The following is a 20,278-nucleotide window of genomic DNA, read 5'->3' on the forward strand; positions in this document are numbered from 1 at the left end:
TCAAGGTGTGCGGCCATACCCGTCGTCTTTCAAGCCGCAGCGTTGTTACCTGCACTCGCTCACCCCAGTGACTTACCTGAGTAAGCGTCTGGGGTGAACGAGCCGGGTGCCTGGCTGCAACTTGAAAGCCATAGGGTATATATCAAATGCGCACCTCCCCGGTTTACAAGCTAAAGGCAATTTAACTCCATGATCAACAACGATGTGCTGCGCAGCGTGCGCTACATGCTGAGTCTTAACGACGCCAAAATGACCGAGATTATCAAGCTGGATAATTTCGACGTTGAGGTCTCTGCGATGCGCGCTTACGTCATCAAAGAAGGCGAGCCGGGTTTCGAAAACTGCCCGGACGAAGTGATGGCGCACTTCCTGAACGGCCTGGTGTTCCTCAAGCGCGGCAAGGACGACAAGTTCCCGGCACCGGAAGTGGAGTTGCCGATCACCAACAATCTGGTGTTGAAAAAGCTGCGCGTGGCGTTCGAACTGAAAGACACCGACATGCACCAGATCTTCACCGCCGTAGAGTTCCGCATCTCCAAGCCGGAGTTGAGCGCGCTGTTCCGTAAAGAAGGCACCAAAAACTTTCGCCCGTGCGGCGATCAGATGCTGCGTTATTTCCTCAAAGGGTTGGCGCAACGCATTCGCGGCGAGTAATTGAGTTGTTCACGTAACTAGAGGCGTAATCGCAAGATTGCGCCTTTTTTCTTTCTGTCCCCGAAGCATACTGTTGTATGGGCCGCCAGCCATCTGCATCAGATGGTGGTCGTGTCAGTACACTCGTTTTAGTTCCACACACATTTTGAGATTTCCGGGGGGCAGCCATCAGCCGATTACGGTATTTTCTCAGGTCGACGAGTCGATTTTGCAGTTTCTGACGAGAATCGGCACCGCTTCGTGAAAACGTAGCATAGTTCTTGAAACACTGACTGAACGATACGGGTAAAAAGTAATCCTGGTGATTACCCATGTTTCGCCCTGGTGGCGCGGTAAATTTATCCTTCAGAATGAAATGCCAGGCGCTGAAATCGGTGGCGGCAATGATCTGATCATGCGACCAGGCAGGGGGGCCAGGATTTCGGATGCCCTTCAGACGTTGTTCCTGTTGCCAGTCCGAGTTCAGCTTGTCGATGTCCTGTGTTATTTTGTTGTAGAAATTTGTGCCTTGTTTACGGTTCCGACAGTGTAAGGCCGGATTGTCCCACCACTTCTGCCCAAACCGGCGCGTGGCTTCCTGGTCTATACTGTGCATAACGTGATAAAAGCCCAATCAGGCAACAGGATGAAGTGGAGTGAAGCACAGAGAATGTGATGTGCGATAAACGATAATAGCCCTCGCACCATGACTGGACACTGATTCACAGATAGCCAATAATGAATTCATAGGAAACAATCAGGGACTTATCATGAGTAACGACTTGTATGCATGGAAGAAATTCATCAAGATTGGCTTAATCGGCATATTACCATTAATACTAATATTTGTTTTTTTCAAGGCTGTGCCAGAGAGTCAAGCTTTGTATTATTTCCTGGAACTGACTAAAAATATCAGTACCAATATCTCATCAACCAATCTGGCACTTACAAAACCATTGGGTATGTATTGCAAACTGGCACCCTTGTTCTCGATCTATTTTTCAGTAAAGTACTTAAAATATGTCAAATCAAACCCTAAAACCGAAGACAAGGCATCATTGATATTTTATTTATTTGGGTTTTTGGCGGTTTATGCAGTGGTTTTTTATATATTTGTGATAAGTGCATTCGACATAAATAGCGGAAATAGGTTGTTGAAGGCGACTGCCTCCAATGATTTTTATATCTTGTTCTATTATTTTGTAGTGTTCTCTGGATTGTACGCATTGACTTTTTTACTCGCCATTTTGGTTAAAGTTATCTATTCATGGTTTATTAAAGAAAAATAACATAAATAGAGCCTCAAAAAGAGACTCTTAAAATCTCTCCCATCCTAATACGACCAGGGTAAAATGATGGGGTTAATTGGCTGGGCGAACAACCTCGTTATTAAACCTTTCGGCAAGAGCCGCATCAATATAAGAGGTCGCATAGGCAATCAAGGCGGCAGCAGCAATCGTTATTGCTGCTGTGAAGAGCGCTGATAATGCAAGCAGAGACAAAATCCCAGTGACCAACCCTAATGCCACAGCGCCTACGATACCGCTAAGTACCATCGCCTCAACCTCATATGCCAAGGGTGCCCAGTGACCTGTATTATACCCCTCAATAGCCTTATCACGGATCTTGTCAGCCTTGATGGCGAGGTCTGCTGCCTTGAAGAATTTTCCAAAGTGACCAAACCGACTTGCCAAATCACTAGCCTTAACGCTTTTCATCGCGCTAATAAGTGCTTGTTTGTCACCTTGCTTTACCTTCATCGAGGGATTTGACATGATATTATTCAATGAGGCTAAGGCATCTTTATAATTTCTGATCGTCTTCCCCTGGAAATTACGAAGGTTATTCGCAATTTCGCCAGCATATCGCTTATACTGACCACTGATATGATTACTGATTTTCTCACCCGCATCAGCGATAATACCGCTGGCTTCCATGAGCACATTTTTCTCATCATTCAGATAATTCCTTACCTGCTCCCGAGCTACACTTTTTCGGTATTCCTCACCTTTTGCCCATGATGTGCGGGTATCACTCTCATTCGTCTTTGGTCTTGAGACTTGAAACGTTCCTTTTTCATTACCGTTTCGGTCAATACTCACTGAATAAACAAAATCTTCTGTGCGAGAATAGTACAGATGTTTATCCCTGTTATCACCCGTGAGTTGTCCGCCATCGACAACGTTAGGGTGTCCAGGTATGGACCTAAGGGCATTCCTGCCAGAGGCACCACTCTTCGACCCGCCATTGTTACCCTTGCCTGAGTCACCACCGCCCCATTGAATGCCGCTACCAGAATCAAGAGCATGAACCCCCTCAAAGGTCATCGTCACACCGTTGATCGTGTCTGTTAGCGTACCACCGTGGCCGACATTAGGCCCGCCACCAAGACCAGTTGGTCCCCCATTCACGCCACCGGTTGGGCCACGAGCGTCTTTCCCATCTCCACCACTCATATTCTCTCTCCTTGATAAGAAATACTATATTTAACTGTGTTTATATACAGTATTTTCACTGTATCGAGCAAACATGTTGGTGTCAATAGATGATAATTATTCTCATTTTGTGTTGTGTATGGCACAACATCAATTCACTGGGTATTGTGCATTCACGAGGACGTGAATTATTTTTTCGTGTAATGCTCTATTTTATAGGTAGCGTGATCTCAACCAAAGAACAGGAATTGATAGTGATTGGCGCAGCAGAGGCGCGCCGCTGGCGTAGAGCTCCCAGCGCCAATGGTAAATTTGAGCGAGCATGATGTGACAATATTATTCTGCGCTTCCAACCGGTGAACAGTGCCTTTCATAAGCTTTTTTGCACTTTTTTTGTTCTTCTTTTGCGCCCCGCTGGTGCAGGTTTTTTACTCTCCCGTCATAAGTTTTAATTATAATTTATTGAAATCAGTAGATTAAAAATTGGCACGCCGGTTGCTCTATTGAATCCCATCTTGTGTACCAGATGGAATTCAGACGATGACCCAGCCAGTTAAACAACGCGGTTTCACCCTCAGTGAATGGCAGCACCATTATCACACCTGGCCGGCCGGTGAGCGCATGGCCTGCGTGCGCGCCACGCTTGAGGCGCTGACGTCGGGCCTGAGCCTGGACGACAACGCCTGGCTTTACCTTGCCACTGCCGCGCAGCTTGAAGCGCAATACCAACAGCTGGCGCGGCAACTGGACGCGGTTGCCGGGGATATCAGCCGCCTGCCGCTGTTCGGCGTGCCCTTTGCGGTTAAAGACAATATCGACGTCGGCGGTTGGCCGACCAGCGCCGCTTGTCCGGAATTCACCTATCGGGCCGCAGAGGATGCCAGGGTCGTTGCCAATCTGCGCGCCGCCGGCGCCATCGTTATCGGTAAAACCAACCTCGATCAGTTTGCCACCGGCCTGGTCGGCACCCGCTCACCGCACGGTGCGGTAGTCAACAGCTTTGACAGCCGCTACGTCAGCGGCGGCTCCAGTTCCGGTTCGGCCTCGGTGGTGGCGCGCGGCCTGACGCCGTTCTCGCTGGGTACCGATACCGCAGGCTCCGGGCGCGTTCCGGCGGGGTTCAACAATATCGTCGGTCTGAAACCGACCAAAGGCTGGCTGTCGAACCGTGGCGTGGTGCCCGCGTGCCGCCTGAATGACACCGTCTCGGTATTTGCCCTGACGGTGGCGGATGCCGCTCTGGTGGCCGAGATGGCCGGCGGTTATGACGCAGCCGACGCCTATTCGCGCATTAATCCCTGCACCGCCCCGGCGGATTTGCCCGCCGCGCCGCGGTTTGCTGTCCCCGCGCAGCCCGAGTTTTTCGGCGACACGCAGGCCGAGCAGGCGTTTCAACGGGCGCTGGCGCAGTTGCAAGGCTGCGGTGTCGCGCTTGAACCCATAGATTTCACCCCCTTTCACCAACTGGCCGAGCAGCTCTATTACGGCCCCTGGGTCGCGGAGCGCACCGTAGCGGTCGAGGCGATGCTGAACAGCGATCCTCAGGCCATCAACCCGGTGGTGCGCGGCATCCTCAATAACGGCCTTAAATACAGCGCCTGCGACGCCTACAAGGCGGAATACCTGCGTGCCGAGCTGGCGCGGGAAATTGGCCAACAACTGGCGCAGTACGACGCGCTGGTGGTGCCGACTTCACCGACGCTGCGTACGTTGGCGGAAATGGAGCAGGAGCCGGTGTTGTTCAATTCGCAATTCGGTACCTACACCAACTTTACCAACCTGGCCGATCTGAGCGCGCTGGCCTTGCCTGCACCGATGCGCGCCGACGGCCTGCCTGCCGGCATCACGCTGATCGCGCCGGCCTGGCACGATCGTGCGTTGGCGGCCTTCGGCCTGCGCTGGCAACAGGCTCAGAACCTGCCGCTCGGCGCCACCGGCCGCGCGTTGCCGCCGCCATCGCCGCTGACGCCATCGCCGCTGACGCCATCGGTGGAACATGTGCGGGTGGCGGTGGTGGGCGCTCACCTCAGCGGTATGCCGCTGAACGCCCAACTTACCCAGCGCGATGCGGTATGGGTGGAGCAAACCGCCACCGCGCCGTGCTACCGGCTCTACGCCCTGGCCAATACTCAGCCGCCCAAACCTGGGCTGGTCAAAACCGGGCAGGGGGCCGCCATCAGCGTTGAGCTGTGGGACATCCCGCTGGCGCGTTTCGGCGAATTTGTCGCGGAGATCCCGGCACCGCTGGGCATCGGCACGCTGCTGCTGGCGGATGGCCGCCGGGTAAAAGGTTTTATCTGCGAACCCTGGGCGCTGGAAGGCGCATTGGATATCACTGAATTTGGCGGCTGGCGCAACTATACCCGTGATCTTTCCGACCCTGGCGTTGCTGGCAGCGTTGACTCACCCCAGTCACTTACCTGAGTAAGCTCCTGGGGATGTATCTGCTTGCCGCCTGGCCACAGCCTGAAAGCTATTGGGTATCGTTCTATGAGGATTGCATAATGTTTACCACTGTATTGATAGCCAACCGCGGCGAAATTGCCTGCCGCGCGATCCGTACCCTGAAACACCTGGGGGTGACCAGCGTGGCGGTCTATTCCGATGCCGACCGCAATGCGCCACATGTCACCGAGGCCGATCTGGCGGTGGCGCTCGGCGGCGAAAAGGCCGCCGACAGCTACCTGTGCATTGATAAAATCCTCGCCGCCGCAGTGGAAACCGGCGCGCAGGCGATCTATCCCGGCTACGGTTTTCTCTCCGAGAGCGCCGAATTCGCCGATGCCTGCGAAGCCGCGGGCATCGCCTTTATCGGGCCGACGGCGGCGCAGATCCGTGAGTTCGGCCTGAAGCACCGGGCGCGTGAACTGGCGGCAGTGGCGCAGGTGCCGATGACGCCGGGCACCGGCCTGCTGGACAGCATTGAGGAAGCGGTCACTGCCGCCGCGCGGATTGGCTACCCAGTCATGTTGAAAAGCACCGCCGGCGGTGGCGGCATTGGTCTGACGCGCTGTGACGACGAAGCGGTGCTGCGCGAAGCTTACGACAGCGTAAAGCGGCTGGGTGAGCAGTTCTTCCGCGACTCCGGGGCCTTTATCGAGCGCTTTGTCGATCAGGCGCGCCATGTGGAAGTGCAAATCTTTGGCGACGGCCAGGGCCGGGTGGTGGCGCTTGGCGAACGCGATTGCTCGTTGCAGCGCCGTAACCAGAAGGTGGTGGAAGAAACCCCGGCGCCGAACCTGCCGGCGGCGACCCGTCAGGCGCTGCATCAGGCGGCGGTAGCGCTGGGTGAATCGGTGAATTACCGCAGCGCCGGCACCGTGGAATTTATCTACGACGGCGCGCACGACGAGTTCTATTTCCTCGAGGTAAACACTCGCTTGCAGGTGGAACATCCGGTGACCGAAATGGTGACCGGGCTGGATCTGATCGAGTGCATGTTGCAGGTGGCGGCGGGTGATGCGTTGGACTGGGCGGCGCTGCAACGCGCACCGCAGGGGGCTTCGATCGAGGTGCGCATCTATGCCGAAGATCCGCTGAAGAACTTCCAACCCAGCCCCGGCGTGCTGACCGAGGTGCATTTCCCGGATAACGTGCGCGTCGACGGCTGGGTGGCGACCGGCAGTGAAGTGTCGGCATTTTACGACCCGATGATCGCCAAACTGATCGTCCACGGCGAAGATCGCCAACAGGCGCTGGAGAAAATGCGCGCGGTGCTCGGCGCTACCCGTTTGCACGGCATCGCCACCAACCTCGATTACCTGCGCCAGGTGATCGCCACGGCGCAATTCCAAAGCGGCGAAGTCTGGACCCGCATGCTGGACAGCTTCTGTTTCCAGCCCAGCAGCATTGAAGTGCTGCAACCGGGCACCTACAGCAGCGTGCAGGATTATCCGGGCCGTCTTGGCTATTGGGATATCGGCGTGCCGCCTTCCGGGCCGATGGACGATTTCGCTTTCCGGCTGGCCAACCGCATTGTCGGCAATCACCCGAGCGCCGCCGGGCTGGAGTTTACTTTGCAGGGGCCGACCTTGCGCTTCCACTGCGACGCGACCATCGCCCTGACCGGTGCCGACTGCCCGGCGAACCTGGATGGGGAAGCGGTAGCCTACTGGCAGCCGGTGGCGGTTCGCACCGGGCAGGTACTGACCTTAGGCCGCGCCGCGCACGGTTGCCGCACTTATCTGGCGGTGCGTAATGGGTTCGATGTGCCAGTGTATCTGGGTAGCCGTTCGACCTTCGCCCTCGGGCAGTTTGGCGGCCACGCCGGGCGCACCCTGCGGGTCGCCGATATGCTGGCGGTATCCCAGCCTGCGCTGGCGGCCAGCACCACCCCGGCGCCCATCGCGGCGCCGCAGGCGATGGACGACAGCCTGATCCCGCAATACGGCAGCCTGTGGAACATCGGCGTGCTTTATGGCCCGCACGGCGCGCCGGACTTCTTTACCCCGGAGTCGATCGACACCTTCTTTGCCGCCGAATGGCAGGTGCACTACAACTCCAACCGGCTGGGCGTGCGTCTGTCGGGGCCGAAACCCGGCTGGGCGCGGCAGGACGGCGGCGAAGCCGGGCTGCATCCTTCTAACGTACATGACTGCGAGTATGCCATCGGCTCGATTAATTTCACCGGCGATTTCCCGGTGATCCTCACCCGTGACGGGCCGAGCCTCGGTGGTTTTGTCTGCCCGGTGACCATCGCCAAAGCCGAATTGTGGAAGGTGGGCCAGGTGAAGCCTGGCGACCGCATTCGCTTCCATCCTATCGGTTTCAAACAGGCGCAATCGCTGGAGCAGGCGCAGCTTGGCAGTATCGAAGCGCTGGCGGCGGTGAAGGCGATAACCCTGCCGACGCCGGATCTGACGCCGGGCGCCACGGCTTCTGCGGCTATCGTCGCCGCGTTGCCGGCCGGAGACGGCCGCCCCTCGGTGGTCTATCGCCAGGCCGGGGACGGCTACATTTTGATGGAGTACGGCGACAACCTGCTCGATCTGGCGTTGCGTCTGCGTATTCATCTGCTGATGCAATCGCTCAAACAGGACGCGATCCCCGGCGTTGAGGAACTGGCTCCGGGCGTGCGTTCGCTGCAGATCCGTTACGACAGCCGCACTATCGGCCAGGCCGATTTGCTCCAGCGCCTGCTGGCGCGTGAACAGGCACTGGGCGACGTCAGCTGCCTGAAAGTGCCGACGCGCACGGTTTACCTGCCGATGGCGTTTGAAGACTCCGCCACCCTGGGCGCCGTGGAACGCTATAGCCAAACGGTACGCAGCTCTGCGCCCTGGCTGCCGAACAACGTCGATTTTATCCAGCGCATCAATGGCCTCAGCCACCGCGAACAGGTGCGCGACATTATCTTCGACGCCAGCTATTTGATCCTCGGGTTGGGCGATGTCTATCTCGGCGCGCCGTGCGCGGTGCCGATTGATCCGCGTCATCGGCTGCTCAGCTCCAAATACAACCCGGCGCGCACCCACACCGCCGAAGGCACGGTCGGTATCGGCGGCATGTACATGTGCATTTATGGCATGGACTCGCCGGGCGGCTATCAGCTGGTCGGGCGTACGCTGCCGATCTGGAACAAATTCCTTAAAAACCCGCAGTTCAACGCCGGAGAGCCCTGGTTGCTGCACTTCTTCGATCAGGTGCGTTTTTACCCGGTCAGCGAGCAGGAACTGGATGAGCAGCGCGAGGCGTTCCGTGAAGGGCGCGCGCAGGTCCGCATCGAAAACAGCGAATTCGACTTTGCCGAGTACACCCGTTTCCTGGCGGACAACGCCGAAGACATTGCCGCATTCCAGCAGCGCCAGCAGCAGGCATTCAGCCATGAAGTGACGCTCTGGCAGGCGCAAGAGAGCGAGGCCGAGGCGCAATTGCTGCCGCCGCAGAATGATGAGGAAGAGGTCGACGGTTATCTGGTCAGCGCCGATCTGAACGGCAACGTGTGGAAGATCCTGGTGGAACCGGGGCAGGCGGTGGAAGCCGGCCAACCGCTGATTGTGGTCGAGGCGATGAAAATGGAACTGGCGGTCACCGCGCCGCGCGCCGGGATCATCAAACGCATCGGTTGCCAGCAAGGGCGGCCGGTGGGGCCAGGCGACGCTTTGCTGTGGCTGGAACACGCCAGCTGAGCATCGTGGGTTCTGCCTGTTTCAGCATTTAACGCAGGGGCGCCGCATGCTGCGCCCGGCAAGAGGAACACTATGCAAATCACCAATAACCGCAGCAAGGCGCGGCCCGAGGGGCTGGCGGAGCGTATCTACCTCCAGCTCAAGGATGACATCTTTGATTTTCATCTGCTGCCGGGCGATCGCTTCAGCGAAAACGAAGTGGCGCTGCGCATGGACGTCAGCCGTACGCCGGTGCGTCAGGCGCTGTTCTGGCTGGAGCGCGAGGGCTACGTCGAAGTGCATTTTCGCAGCGGCTGGCAGGTACGCCCCTTCGATTTCGACTACTTCGAGCAACTCTACGATCTGCGCATTGTGCTGGAGTGCGAAGCGGTCAAACGGCTGTGTGCCCGCCCGGCGGGAGAAGTGCCGCCGCCACTGGCGGCGCTCAACGGTTTCTGGATCGACGAACCGCGGCTGGAGGACGGCAAAACCGTCTCGCTGCACGACGAGCAGTTCCATATGACGCTGGTGGAGGCGGCGGGCAACGGGGAAATGGCGCGCATTCATCGCGACCTAACCGAGAAGATCCGCATCATCCGCCGGCTGGACTTCACCCAGGGAACCCGGGTCGAGGCCACCTACAACGAACACGCCGCCATTCTGCGGGCGATCTTGCAACACCAGACCGAGGAGGCGCAAACGCTGCTTAGCAACCACATTGCCGTCAGTAAGGCGGAAGTACGGAAAATAACCTTGCATATGCTGCACCAGGCAAGGCTTTAGCAATAACCCGTCGTCTTTCGAGCTGCAGCGTTGTTGGCTGCGGGCGCTCACCCCGGTCACTTACTTGAGTAAGCTTCCGGGGACTCCCGCCCTTGCCGCCTAGCGGCAACTCGAAATCCATAGGGGGAGTTTTCTTAACGAAGGTTGGTTTTCTAACATTCACCGGGAGTTTGAATTATGCAACGTCGTCACTTTATAAAAGCTTTTGCGTTGTCCGCCACCGTGATCGGCATGGGCATGGCCTGGAGCGCGCAGGCGGCCGATACCATTAAAATCGGCATCCTGAGCTCGCTGTCAGGCACCATGGCGATCTCTGAAACGCCGCTGAAGGACGTGGCGCTGATGACCATCGATGACATCAACGCCAAGGGCGGCGTGCTGGGTAAAAAACTCGAGCCGGTGGTGGTGGATCCCGCCTCCAACTGGCCGCTGTTCGCCGAAAAGGCGCGCCAGTTGCTGACCCAGGACAAAGTGGCGGCAGTGTTCGGTTGCTGGACGTCGGTCTCGCGCAAATCGGTGTTGCCGGTGTTTGAAGAGCTGAACGGGTTGCTGTTCTACCCGGTGCAATACGAAGGGGAAGAGATGTCGCCAAACGTGTTCTACACGGGGGCGGCTCCTAACCAGCAGGCGATCCCGGCGGTGGAATACCTGCTGAGCGAAGACGGCGGCTCGGCCAAGCGCTTCTTCCTGCTGGGCACCGACTATGTGTATCCGCGCACCACCAACAAGATCCTGCGCGCCTTCCTGCACACTAAAGGGATCCAGGACAAGGACATCGAAGAGGTCTATACGCCGTTCGGCTACAGCGATTATCAGACCATCGTCGCCAACATCAAGAAATTCTCCGCCGGTGGCAAAACTGCGGTGATCTCCACCATCAACGGCGACTCCAACGTACCCTTCTACAAAGAGCTGGCCAATCAGGGCATCAAGGCGACCGACGTGCCGGTGATCGCCTTCTCGGTGGGTGAAGAAGAACTGCGCGGCATCGACACCAAACCGCTGGTGGGCAACCTGGCGGCCTGGAACTACTTCGAGTCGGTGGATAACCCGACCAACAAGCAGTTCGTCAGCGAATGGAAAACCTACGCCAAGGCGCACAACCTGCCGAACTACGCCACTGCCGTAACCAACGACCCGATGGAAGCCACCTATGTCGGCATCCATATGTGGGCACAGGCGGTGGAGAAAGCCGGCACTACCGACGTCGACAAGGTACGTGCGGCGATGGCAGGGCAGACCTTTGCCGCACCGTCGGGCTTCACCCTGACCATGGACGCCACCAACCACCACCTGCACAAACCGGTGATGATCGGTGAGATTGAAGGCAACGGCCAGTTCAACGTGGTGTGGCAGACCGACGCCCCGGTGCGCGCACAGCCGTGGAGCCCGTTCATCGCCGGCAACGACAAAAAGCCGGATCACCCGGTAAAAGGCGGCAAATAACCGTCGTCATTCCCGTAGGGGCGCCGCAGGCTGCGCCCGTCGTAACGGTAGGGGCCGGGCATACCCGGCCCCTACAGAGGAGGCAGCTGATGCAATCCCCATTCTTGTTCCCTTTCCGCTCCTGGTTTTGGTTGCTGTGCTGCCTGCCGATGTTTGCGCAGGCGGGGCCGGCCGATGACTTTGCTGCGGCCAACCGCACGCAGCAGGCCAAATTATTGCAGGCGTGGGCGGCCGCGCCGGACGCTGCACGCCTGCCGTTATTGCAGGGGCTGAAGCAGGAAAACGTGGTGATCGACGAGGCCAAACATGCCTTTATCCAGCAGGGCGAAGTTTATCGCCCGCTGGATGGCGTTGCCCCGCCGGTCGGCACGCCGAAAAAAGTGTGGTTGAACAACCGGCTGCGCATTCTGATCGCCAACGCACTGTCGGCGCATCGGCTGGTCAGCGACGATCCTGCGGTGCGTTTACAGGCGGCGCAGGCCCTGCAACGCGAGGCGCAAAGCGATCAGTTGCCGCTGCTGACCCAGCGGCTGGCGCAGGAAAAAAACGTCCGGGTGCATGATGCGCTGGGCATCGCGCTGGCGAATCTGCAATTAACCGACGCCAATCCGCAGGTGCGCCTCAACGCCGTGCGGCTGCTGGGCAGCTCGGGTGCGCCGGAGACGCAGCCAAGATTACAGGCATTGACCGACGCCGCCCACGAACCGGACGCCGCAGTGCGTGCCGAAGCCTTGAAAAGCCTGACCAGCGTGAAACACCGGCTGATGATTGGCGATCTGATCGGCCAGGCGTTTACCGGGCTTTCGCTCGGCTCGATCCTGCTGCTGGCGGCGCTCGGGTTGGCGATTACCTATGGGCTGCTGGGGGTGATTAACATGGCGCACGGCGAAATGCTGATGCTGGGCGCCTACTCGGCCTACTTGGTTCAGGGGCTGTTTCAACAGTTTGCGCCGCAGTGGCTGGCGTTGTATCCGTTGGTGGCGCTGCCGGTGGCGTTCGCCATTACCGCCTGCATCGGCATGACGCTGGAGCGTACGGTGATCCGTCATCTGTACGGCCGGCCGTTGGAAACCTTGCTGGCGACCTGGGGTATCAGCCTGGTGCTGATCCAGGGGGTACGGGTACTGTTCGGCGCGCAAAACCTGGAGGTCGCCAACCCGGCCTGGCTGTCGGGCGGCATTCAACTGCTGCCTAACCTGGTGCTGCCGTGGAACCGCATCGCGGTGATCGTGTTTGTGGTGCTGGTGCTGGCGCTCACCTGGTTGTTGCTGAACAAAACCCGGCTTGGCATGAACGTGCGCGCCGTGACGCAGAACCGTGCGATGGCCGCCTGCTGCGGCGTGCCCACCGGGCGTGTCGATATGCTGGCGTTCGGCCTGGGGTCCGGCATCGCCGGGCTGGGCGGCGTGGCGCTGTCGCAACTGGGCAATGTGGGGCCGGAGCTGGGCCAGGGCTATATCATCGACTCGTTCCTGGTGGTGGTGCTCGGCGGCGTAGGGCAACTGGCCGGCACCGTGGTGGCGGCCTTTGGCCTCGGCATTGTCAACAAAATTCTTGAACCGCAGATTGGCGCCGTACTGGGTAAAATCCTGATCCTGGCGCTGATTGTTCTGTTTATTCAAAAACGTCCTCAGGGGCTGTTCGCCTTCAAGGGCAGGGTGATCGACTGATGAGCCAACCATTAACTCTCACCGGCGTGCAGAAGGCACCCCGGCTGGCGCTGGGCATCGGCGGGCTGGCGTTGCTGGCGCTGTTAATCATGCCGTTTCTCGCACTGTTGCCGGCGGACCATCCGTTGGCGATCTCCACCTATACCCTGACGCTGGGGGGCAAAATCCTGTGCTACGCCGTGGTGGCGGTAGCGCTTGATTTGGTGTGGGGCTATGCCGGGTTGTTGTCGCTGGGGCATGGGCTGTTTTTCGCTCTCGGCGGCTATGCGATGGGCATGTATCTGATGCGTCAGGCGGCAGGAGATGGCCTGCCGGCGTTTATGTCATTTCTGTCGTGGAGCGAGCTGCCCTGGTTCTGGAGCGGCACCCAGCATTTCGCCTGGGCGCTGTGCCTGATGATATTGGTGCCCGGCGTGCTGGCCTTTGTCTTTGGCTACTTCGCCTTCCGTTCAAAAATCAAGGGCGTCTATTTCTCGATCATGACCCAGGCGCTGACCTACGCCGGTATGCTGCTGTTCTTCCGCAACGAAACCGGCTTTGGCGGCAACAACGGCTTCACCGGTTTCACCACGCTCTTGGGGTTCCCGATTACCGCCACCGGCACGCGGGTGGCGCTGTTTCTGGCGACGGTGCTGCTGCTGGCCGCCAGCCTGGCTATCGGCTTCGCCCTGGCGCGCAGCAAGTTCGGTCGGGTGCTGACCGCCGTGCGCGATGCGGAAAACCGCCTGACGTTCTGCGGTTACGATCCCAAAGGCTTTAAGCTGTTTGTCTGGACACTGTCGGCGGTGTTGTGCGGGCTGGCCGGGGCGCTGTATGTGCCGCAGGTGGGCATTATCAACCCGGGCGAGATGTCGCCGACCAACTCGATCGAGGCCGCTATCTGGGTGGCGCTGGGTGGCCGGGGCACGCTGGTGGGCCCGCTGCTCGGCGCCGGTATCGTTAACGGCGCCAAGAGCTGGTTCACCGTGGCGATCCCGGAATATTGGCAATTCTTCCTTGGCCTGATGTTTATCCTCGTCACGCTGTTCCTGCCGAAAGGGGTTATCGGCCTGCTGCGCAAGGGGAAACCGCAATGAATTCGCTGCAAATGACCGACGATCTGTTCACTCAGCCGTTGCCGGCCGACAGGCACCGCCAGCAAACCGACCCGGTGCTGGTGCTCGATAACATCAACGTCAGCTTCGACGGCTTTCGCGCGCTGAGCGATCTTTCACTGCAGATTGGCGTGGGTGAGTTGCGCTGCGTTATCGGGCCCAATGGCGCGGGCAAAACCACCTTGATGGATGTGATCACCGGCAAAACCCGGCCGGACAGCGGCAGCGTGTTTTACGATCAAACCGTCGATCTGACCGCGCTGGACCCGATGCAGATAGCCCAGGCCGGCATTGGCCGCAAGTTCCAGAAACCGACGGTGTTCGAAGCGTTGACGGTGTTCGAGAACCTGGAGATCGCGCAGAAAACCCATAAGTCGGTGTGGGCCTGCCTGCGCGCCAGACTGAGTAGCGAACAGCGCGATCGCATCGATGAAATGCTGCAAACCCTGCGGCTGAGCCACGAACGGCACCGGCCTGCCGGGCTGCTGTCCCACGGGCAGAAGCAGTTTCTCGAGATCGGCATGCTGCTGGTACAGGAGCCGCATTTGTTGCTGCTCGACGAGCCGGCGGCCGGCATGACCGATGCAGAAACCGAGTACACCGCCGAGCTGTTTCGCTCGCTGGCGGGCAAGCATTCGCTGATGGTGGTGGAGCACGACATGGGGTTTGTCGAAACCATCGCCGACCACGTCACCGTGCTGCATCAGGGCCAGGTACTGGCGGAAGGTTCACTGGCGCAGGTACAGGCCAATGAGCAGGTGATCGACGTGTATCTGGGACGCTGAGGAGTCGCTATGTTGCAAGTCAACGAACTGAATCAATACTACGGTGGCAGCCACATTCTGCGCGGCCTGTCGTTTGAGGCCAATATCGGCGAAGTGACCTGCCTGCTGGGGCGCAACGGCGTGGGCAAAACCACGCTGCTCAAATGTCTGATGGGGCTGATCCCGGCCAAGAGCGGGACCATTCATTGGCAGGGCAGCGTGATCAACGGCAGAAAACCGCATCAGCGGGTGCAGGCGGGCATGGCCTATGTGCCGCAGGGGCGGGAGATCTTTCCGCGCCTGACCGTAGAGGAAAATCTGCGGATGGGATTGGCGCGCTTTTCCGGCGCCGAAGCACGCAGCGTGCCGGAGAATATCTATGAGCTGTTCCCGGTACTGCGGCAGATGAAGGATCGGCGCGGCGGCGATCTCTCCGGCGGGCAGCAACAGCAATTGGCGATTGGCCGCGCATTGGCCTGCCGGCCGCAGTTGTTGATCCTCGATGAGCCGACGGAGGGGATCCAGCCTTCGGTGATCAAAGAGATCGGTGCAGTGATCAAACAGTTGGCGGCACGCGGCGACATGGCGATCCTGCTGGTGGAGCAATTCTATGACTTCGCCGCCGAGTTGGCGGACAGCTATCTGGTGATGTCGCGCGGCAGCATCGTACAGCGCGGCGCCGGTAGCGCGATGGAGCAGGACGGGGTGCGCGGGCTGGTGGCGATATAAATAATGGGCGTTTTAGCAAGGAGGGGAGTTCTCCCCATTCCGATATTGTGGCCTAAGGTAAGATGGGTTCTTAATATACCCTTTGAAAAGGAGATCTAAGGATAATTATGAACGAAATCAAGGTGTCACGCCTGTCTTGCATCGTTCTGTCGCTGTTCCCGGCCCTGTGGGGCATCTTCAGCCTGTTGAACAATACGGCGGATTTTGCCAGTACCGCCCGGCATGCCGTAGCGCCGCTGCTCAGTATGCAGGATACCTATCAGGTGCCTGGGCTGATGTGGCGCGCCGTCACCGCGCCCTGGGCCGGGATGGTCGGGTTGGCGCTTATTACCCTGCTGGAATCCCTGGCCGGCATAATGGCGGCCTTTGGCATTGCATTGATGGTGAAACATCTGGGCCACCCTTATGCGGCGTTTGCCAAAGGCAAAGCCTGGGCTATGCTGGGCGCGTTTTGCGCGATCGCGGTGTGGGGCCTCGGTTTTATGGTGGTGGCCGGCGACTGGTTTATGGCCTGGCAGGCCAGGGACAACCCGCTGGCGGTGCAGTTGGGCGCACTGCTGTATATGCTGCCTAACGCGCTGGCGTTGATGTTTCTGATGCTGCAACGGGACGCCCGCTAGCCGGCAGCCAGGCGGGAGAGTGATTAAACTGCGGCAATCCTCGCGAAAGTGTTGCCAAATGCTAACCTGCCGTCCACTGTCACATTTCGTTCATAACTGTGCCCTAGCATAATGTCTCTTAAATAAATTGATAACAAATCAACAAGTTAAAAATTTTCGAGGGAAGGCACATGAGCGATAAACCGCATAACGATCTGCCGCCGTCCGCGGGCGACAACGAGCAACAACCCGCTAACCCGGCGCGCCGCCGTTTTCTGGCGGGGGCGACGGCGCTGAGCGTCGGCGCCACTCTTGCGCCGCTGGCCAATGCAGCCGGTGAAGGCAATAAGAAACTGTTGTTGAGCGGCCTGCCGGAAGGTGCGCAAAACCCGCTGTTGCGCCACCATGTGAAAAACGTGGTGGTGATCTATGCCGAGAACCGCAGCTTCAATAACCTGTTCGCCAATTTCCCCGGCGTGGAAAAACCGCTGTCGGCGCTCAAGCCCGAAGAGTACCAGCAGCGTGACCGCGACGATCGGCTGCTGGAGACGCTGCCGCCAATCTGGAAGGGGTTGGTGCCGAAGGCGCAGGAAGTCGGGCACGTTAATTACAGCATTGGCGAGGATGCGGTATTCACCAATCAACTGCCGAATCAGCCGTTTGTCTTGACCGGGCCGCAAGGGGAGAACCTGCCGCACGGCGTGGTGACGCGTGATCTGTGGCACGTCTTCTATCAAAACCAGATGCAGATCAACGGCGGTAAAAACGACAAGTTTGTCGCCTGGGCGGATTCCGGCGCGCTGACCATGGGCTACTACGGTGACGGCGCCTATAACCTGCGGCTGTGGACGCTGGCGCAGGAATTCACCCTGTGCGACAACTTTTTCCAGGGCGCCTTTGGCGGCTCCTTCCTCAATCATCAGTATCTGGTCTGCGCCCGCCCGCCGTTTTACCCCGACGTACAAAACTCCATCGCCAAAGAGGGCATTGCCCAGCTTGAAAGCGATGACGCGGCCGACCCGCGTCTGAAGCCGCTGGGCGATTCGCCGGTCAGCGCATCATTCGGTATCCCGCTGTTTGGCAAGAGCCTGTTGACGCCGGACGGTTATGCGGTAAACACCATGGCACCGCCGTACTGGCCGTCGTGGACCCGAGATGAAAAAGACCCCACGCTGGCGGATGCCACTCAGCCCAATGTGTTGCTGCCGCAAAAGCACACGCACATCGGCGACTTGCTCAATCAGAAGGGCGTCGACTGGGCGTGGTACGCCGGCGGCTGGCAGTATGCGCTGGACAACCGCAAGGATCAGGGCGATTTTCCCGGCGCACCGGACTTCCAGTATCACCATCAGCCATTCAATTACTTCGAAAATCTGGGGCCGGGCAACCCACAGGCACGCGAAGCCCATTTGCGCGACGGCGGCACTGGCGACTCACCGGCCACCAACGCCTTTTTGGCGGCGGTAGAGGCAGGCACACTGCCGCCGGTGACTTTCTACAAGCCGCAGGGCAACCTTAATATGCATGCGGGCTATTCCGATGTGGAGGCCGGCGATCGTCATATCGCCCACATCATCAACAGCCTGCGTAACGGCCCGCAGTGGAGCAACAGCGTAGTGGTGATCACCTTCGACGAGAATGGCGGCTGGTGGGATCACGTTGCGCCGCCGCAGGGCGATCGTTGGGGGCCGGGATCACGTATTCCGGCGTTGGTCGTCTCGCCGTTCGCCCGTAAAGGCTATGTCGATCACAGGGTATACGATACCGGCTCGATCCTGCGCTTGCTCAGCCGGGTATTCGATCTGCCGACGCTGGAAGGGGTGGCCGAGCGCGATAAAGCGATGGCGGAACGCGGTCAAAAACCGCTGGGGGATTTGACCGACGCGCTGGAGTTTCCGGCCTGACAGGGCGGGGCAAGCGCTGTGTTTACAGCGCTTTGTTCATATACCAGATGCCGATGGAACCCTGTGCGCTGGTGTAGCAGGTCTCGCCGCACAGGCTCAGCCCCTGGCGCTGATAAAAACGCTGGGCGCTGGTATTGCGTTGCAGCACCTCCAGCCACAGCATGGGTTGTTGCCTTTCAATCGCCCGTTGCTGTACCTGCTCAAAGAAAAGTTGGCCGTAACCCCGGCCGGCGTATTCCGGCAGAAAATAGATTTTCTGCAGTTCGGCACCGGCGGTTTGCGTCGGCGCCAGCAGGCTGTTGAAATTCAGCCGCGCATAGCCCACCAGATCCTCGCCTTCATAGCCCAGCAGCCAGCAAACTTCCGGATCCTGCAGCGTTTTTTCTAACGCCTCAACCGCAAAGTCTTGCGCCAAAAAAGCGTCCAGTTCCTCTTTATAGTGCCAAAGTTCGCCGAAGTGTGCCTGATAGGTACGAATGCCGACATCGCGAACCAGCAACAAATCACCGATCAAAGCCTGGCGGATAGTGAACATAGGGGGGCCTCATTGTGGGTTATGGCCAGAATACTGGCGATAGGTTAGTGGTGGAAATTTAGACACTCAATTCTATACGAGATATACTCAATATACTCAATATCTGTATGTGGGGGCAGTATGACGACTAAAGAACAGACTCATCGCCGTTCAGGCCAGCGCGTTTCCATGCAAATGCTGACTGCCGATCAGTTACAACATCTTAAACCGGGTAAGCACACGACTCGGTATTTGGTTATTGAAGTCGATGCCGGGAACAATAAAGCAAAACGCGGTGATAAGGATACCGCCAGGAATGCGGCCTTGCGGGAAAAATTAGTAGCCATTGTAAACGACCCCACCCTGGATCCCAACGCGGCAATGCAAATGTTGGAGATTGCGAGGGAGATGGGGATGAAACGGCCAGTAGCAGAAGAGCCTGTTGAGACGTCTCCTTCTGGTGGAGGATCAAAAGCCAGTATTTTTGATGGTTTTGAAGCATTCCGTGGCAGAAATGAAGTCAGAAAACAGGATCTTCGCCAGTACATACTGGCAGATGCCACCTGGCTGACCTCATCCGATCTTTCCGATAAGGCCGGGTTCAGCAACCGTAATCGCAGTGCCGGCCCGAACGGGTGGAAGCAGCGCGGAAAAATTTTCGCGATCAACGTTGAAGGCCATGATCGTTATCCTGCTTACGCTCTTGATGAGGCTTATCAGCCGCTAAAAGTCCTTAAAGAGATATTGAGCGTTTTTGAAGGAACAAGAAGTCCGTGGTCAATGGCAAGTTGGATGGGGACGGCAAACACCTGGCTTGACGGGAAAAAACCTAAAGACCTCTTGCAGAAAGATCCCGCTGCCGTTTTGCATGCCGCTCGTAAAGAGAAGGAGGGGGCACAGCATGGCTGATGATTTGGTGCCACCGGTTGCAAAGATCAATATCAATAAGCGTATTTTAAAGGCAGGGGCGCCGCTTTATCGTATTCACAGGGAAAAATATGCCGGTGACGCCTTTAATGACAGCAGACAAGGAGACGCGCGATTCAGCCCGATAGTTAATGAGGACAGCCGAGTTATTGCCACGGCTTATGCCGGTGACAGCACCAAGGTAGCCTTTTGTGAAGTCCCATTACACGATGTTGATTTTTCTCAAGTAAAAGTTGAGTTCGCTACTGCACGGCTTGCAGGGCTAGTTCACACCGAACTGGTGGTCAATAAGGCATTGGAATTGGCCGAACTGGATCAACTCGGTTTAGCCAAGATGCGGGCATCAAAAAAGGTAACCCATTGCGATGCTGCACAGTATGGCGTTACCCGCCAATGGGCTGAGGCTATTCACAAACAGCATAAAGAAGTCCAGGGGTTGGTCTGGCCATCAAAACAGCATCCTGGCAATGCATACGTGTTTTTTGGCGATCGCTTGAGCGAAAACGCATTATCTATTGTGGGGGAAACCCTGCCTGTAACGGATAGAAAAGTGGTAATACATCTCCTGCAATTGGCGGATCAAATGGGGATTACCCTTCTGGAAGAGGATTGACGTAACCCAGACTTGGCACAATCCGCCGGATCTGTAGAGTAATGCATTCTGTCGTCCATT

Annotated in this window: 17 protein-coding genes; 14 read left to right on the forward strand and 3 right to left on the reverse strand. The window is 58.0% G+C overall.

The window, feature by feature from the left end; genetic code table 11:
- Nucleotides 1–189: 189 nt before the first annotated feature.
- Nucleotides 190–654 (forward strand): DUF1456 family protein, encoded by a 465-nt coding sequence (locus JEM67_RS07840; protein ID WP_006324267.1) that lies wholly within the window; start codon nt 190–192, stop codon nt 652–654.
- On the opposite strand, the gene JEM67_RS07845 is transcribed toward JEM67_RS07840, so the two are convergent.
- On the reverse strand, nt 620–1,249 hold the full coding sequence (locus JEM67_RS07845) for a hypothetical protein (RefSeq protein WP_233527595.1): 630 nt from the start codon (nt 1,247–1,249) through the stop codon (nt 620–622). The genes JEM67_RS07840 and JEM67_RS07845 overlap by 35 nt on opposite strands.
- A gap of 154 nt (nt 1,250–1,403) precedes the next feature.
- On the opposite strand from JEM67_RS07845, the gene cui reads away from it, so the two are divergent.
- Nucleotides 1,404–1,922: a colicin immunity protein Cui gene (cui, locus tag JEM67_RS07850; protein ID WP_199635386.1), complete on the forward strand. Its 519-nt coding sequence runs from the start codon at nt 1,404–1,406 to the stop codon at nt 1,920–1,922.
- Between the two features lie 72 nt (nt 1,923–1,994).
- On the opposite strand, the gene JEM67_RS07855 is transcribed toward cui, so the two are convergent.
- Complete coding sequence (locus tag JEM67_RS07855; protein ID WP_199635385.1) at nt 1,995–3,089, reverse strand: colicin-like pore-forming protein; 1,095 nt, start codon at nt 3,087–3,089, stop codon at nt 1,995–1,997.
- Between the two features lie 519 nt (nt 3,090–3,608).
- On the opposite strand from JEM67_RS07855, the gene atzF reads away from it, so the two are divergent.
- The 10 genes from atzF to acpA all read left to right on the forward strand — a co-directional run bounded on the left by atzF (nt 3,609) and on the right by acpA (nt 18,164).
- Nucleotides 3,609–5,492 carry an allophanate hydrolase gene (gene atzF, locus JEM67_RS07860; RefSeq protein ID WP_199635384.1) on the forward strand — a complete coding sequence of 628 codons (1,884 nt, stop codon included), beginning with the start codon at nt 3,609–3,611 and terminating at the stop codon, nt 5,490–5,492.
- An 80-nt stretch (nt 5,493–5,572) separates the two neighbouring features.
- A complete protein-coding gene (gene uca, locus JEM67_RS07865) occupies nt 5,573–9,196 on the forward strand; it encodes an urea carboxylase (RefSeq protein WP_199635383.1) in 3,624 nt (1,207 codons plus the stop codon).
- A 72-nt stretch (nt 9,197–9,268) separates the two neighbouring features.
- Nucleotides 9,269–9,958 (forward strand): GntR family transcriptional regulator, encoded by a 690-nt coding sequence (locus JEM67_RS07870; RefSeq protein ID WP_199635382.1) that lies wholly within the window; start codon nt 9,269–9,271, stop codon nt 9,956–9,958.
- A 177-nt stretch (nt 9,959–10,135) separates the two neighbouring features.
- A complete protein-coding gene (gene urtA / locus JEM67_RS07875; protein ID WP_199635381.1) occupies nt 10,136–11,404 on the forward strand; it encodes an urea ABC transporter substrate-binding protein in 1,269 nt (422 codons plus the stop codon).
- 89 nt (nt 11,405–11,493) lie between these two features.
- The gene (gene urtB / locus JEM67_RS07880; protein ID WP_199635380.1) at nt 11,494–13,074 is read left to right on the forward strand and encodes an urea ABC transporter permease subunit UrtB; all 1,581 of its coding nucleotides are present in this window, start codon (nt 11,494–11,496) and stop codon (nt 13,072–13,074) included.
- The gene (gene urtC, locus JEM67_RS07885) at nt 13,074–14,150 is read left to right on the forward strand and encodes an urea ABC transporter permease subunit UrtC (protein WP_199635378.1); all 1,077 of its coding nucleotides are present in this window, start codon (nt 13,074–13,076) and stop codon (nt 14,148–14,150) included. The genes urtB and urtC overlap by 1 nt, the downstream gene beginning before the upstream one ends.
- Nucleotides 14,147–14,953, forward strand: a complete 807-nt coding sequence (urtD, locus tag JEM67_RS07890) for an urea ABC transporter ATP-binding protein UrtD (RefSeq protein WP_199635376.1) — start codon at nt 14,147–14,149, stop codon at nt 14,951–14,953. The genes urtC and urtD overlap by 4 nt, the downstream gene beginning before the upstream one ends.
- Before the next feature lie 9 nt (nt 14,954–14,962).
- Entirely contained in the window at nt 14,963–15,661 is a 699-nt protein-coding gene (urtE, locus tag JEM67_RS07895) for an urea ABC transporter ATP-binding subunit UrtE (protein ID WP_199635374.1), read from the forward strand.
- A 107-nt stretch (nt 15,662–15,768) separates the two neighbouring features.
- Nucleotides 15,769–16,281: a DUF2165 family protein gene (locus JEM67_RS07900; RefSeq protein ID WP_199635373.1), complete on the forward strand. Its 513-nt coding sequence runs from the start codon at nt 15,769–15,771 to the stop codon at nt 16,279–16,281.
- 170 nt (nt 16,282–16,451) lie between these two features.
- Complete coding sequence (acpA, locus tag JEM67_RS07905) at nt 16,452–18,164, forward strand: acid phosphatase (RefSeq protein WP_199635371.1); 1,713 nt, start codon at nt 16,452–16,454, stop codon at nt 18,162–18,164.
- Between the two features lie 22 nt (nt 18,165–18,186).
- On the opposite strand, the gene JEM67_RS07910 is transcribed toward acpA, so the two are convergent.
- Nucleotides 18,187–18,699: a GNAT family N-acetyltransferase gene (locus JEM67_RS07910; RefSeq protein ID WP_199635369.1), complete on the reverse strand. Its 513-nt coding sequence runs from the start codon at nt 18,697–18,699 to the stop codon at nt 18,187–18,189.
- Nucleotides 18,700–18,819: 120 nt separating this feature from the next.
- On the opposite strand from JEM67_RS07910, the gene JEM67_RS07915 reads away from it, so the two are divergent.
- Complete coding sequence (locus JEM67_RS07915) at nt 18,820–19,587, forward strand: hypothetical protein (RefSeq protein ID WP_199635367.1); 768 nt, start codon at nt 18,820–18,822, stop codon at nt 19,585–19,587.
- Complete coding sequence (locus JEM67_RS07920; protein WP_199635365.1) at nt 19,580–20,218, forward strand: RES family NAD+ phosphorylase; 639 nt, start codon at nt 19,580–19,582, stop codon at nt 20,216–20,218. The genes JEM67_RS07915 and JEM67_RS07920 overlap by 8 nt, the downstream gene beginning before the upstream one ends.
- The last annotated feature ends 60 nt before the right edge of the window (nt 20,219–20,278 follow it).

It is taken from the genome of Serratia sp. PAMC26656 (assembly GCF_016469055.2).
GTDB classification, from domain to species: domain Bacteria; phylum Pseudomonadota; class Gammaproteobacteria; order Enterobacterales; family Enterobacteriaceae; genus Serratia; species Serratia plymuthica.

Bases quoted from the DNA above. Each gene is read 5' to 3' on its own strand.
- JEM67_RS07855 (WP_199635385.1), bottom strand. From the start codon at position 3,089: ATGAGTGGTGGAGATGGGAAAGACGCTCGTGGCCCAACCGGTGGCGTG.
- cui (WP_199635386.1), top strand. From the start codon at position 1,404: ATGAGTAACGACTTGTATGCATGGAAGAAATTCATCAAGATTGGCTTA.
- JEM67_RS07910 (WP_199635369.1), bottom strand. From the start codon at position 18,699: ATGTTCACTATCCGCCAGGCTTTGATCGGTGATTTGTTGCTGGTTCGC.
- JEM67_RS07915 (WP_199635367.1), top strand. From the start codon at position 18,820: ATGACGACTAAAGAACAGACTCATCGCCGTTCAGGCCAGCGCGTTTCC.
- JEM67_RS07840 (WP_006324267.1), top strand. From the start codon at position 190: ATGATCAACAACGATGTGCTGCGCAGCGTGCGCTACATGCTGAGTCTT.
- urtD (WP_199635376.1), top strand. From the start codon at position 14,147: ATGAATTCGCTGCAAATGACCGACGATCTGTTCACTCAGCCGTTGCCG.
- JEM67_RS07920 (WP_199635365.1), top strand. From the start codon at position 19,580: ATGGCTGATGATTTGGTGCCACCGGTTGCAAAGATCAATATCAATAAG.
- atzF (WP_199635384.1), top strand. From the start codon at position 3,609: ATGACCCAGCCAGTTAAACAACGCGGTTTCACCCTCAGTGAATGGCAG.
- urtB (WP_199635380.1), top strand. From the start codon at position 11,494: ATGCAATCCCCATTCTTGTTCCCTTTCCGCTCCTGGTTTTGGTTGCTG.
- JEM67_RS07845 (WP_233527595.1), bottom strand. From the start codon at position 1,249: ATGCACAGTATAGACCAGGAAGCCACGCGCCGGTTTGGGCAGAAGTGG.
- JEM67_RS07870 (WP_199635382.1), top strand. From the start codon at position 9,269: ATGCAAATCACCAATAACCGCAGCAAGGCGCGGCCCGAGGGGCTGGCG.
- JEM67_RS07900 (WP_199635373.1), top strand. From the start codon at position 15,769: ATGAACGAAATCAAGGTGTCACGCCTGTCTTGCATCGTTCTGTCGCTG.
- urtC (WP_199635378.1), top strand. From the start codon at position 13,074: ATGAGCCAACCATTAACTCTCACCGGCGTGCAGAAGGCACCCCGGCTG.
- urtA (WP_199635381.1), top strand. From the start codon at position 10,136: ATGCAACGTCGTCACTTTATAAAAGCTTTTGCGTTGTCCGCCACCGTG.
- urtE (WP_199635374.1), top strand. From the start codon at position 14,963: ATGTTGCAAGTCAACGAACTGAATCAATACTACGGTGGCAGCCACATT.
- uca (WP_199635383.1), top strand. From the start codon at position 5,573: ATGTTTACCACTGTATTGATAGCCAACCGCGGCGAAATTGCCTGCCGC.
- acpA (WP_199635371.1), top strand. From the start codon at position 16,452: ATGAGCGATAAACCGCATAACGATCTGCCGCCGTCCGCGGGCGACAAC.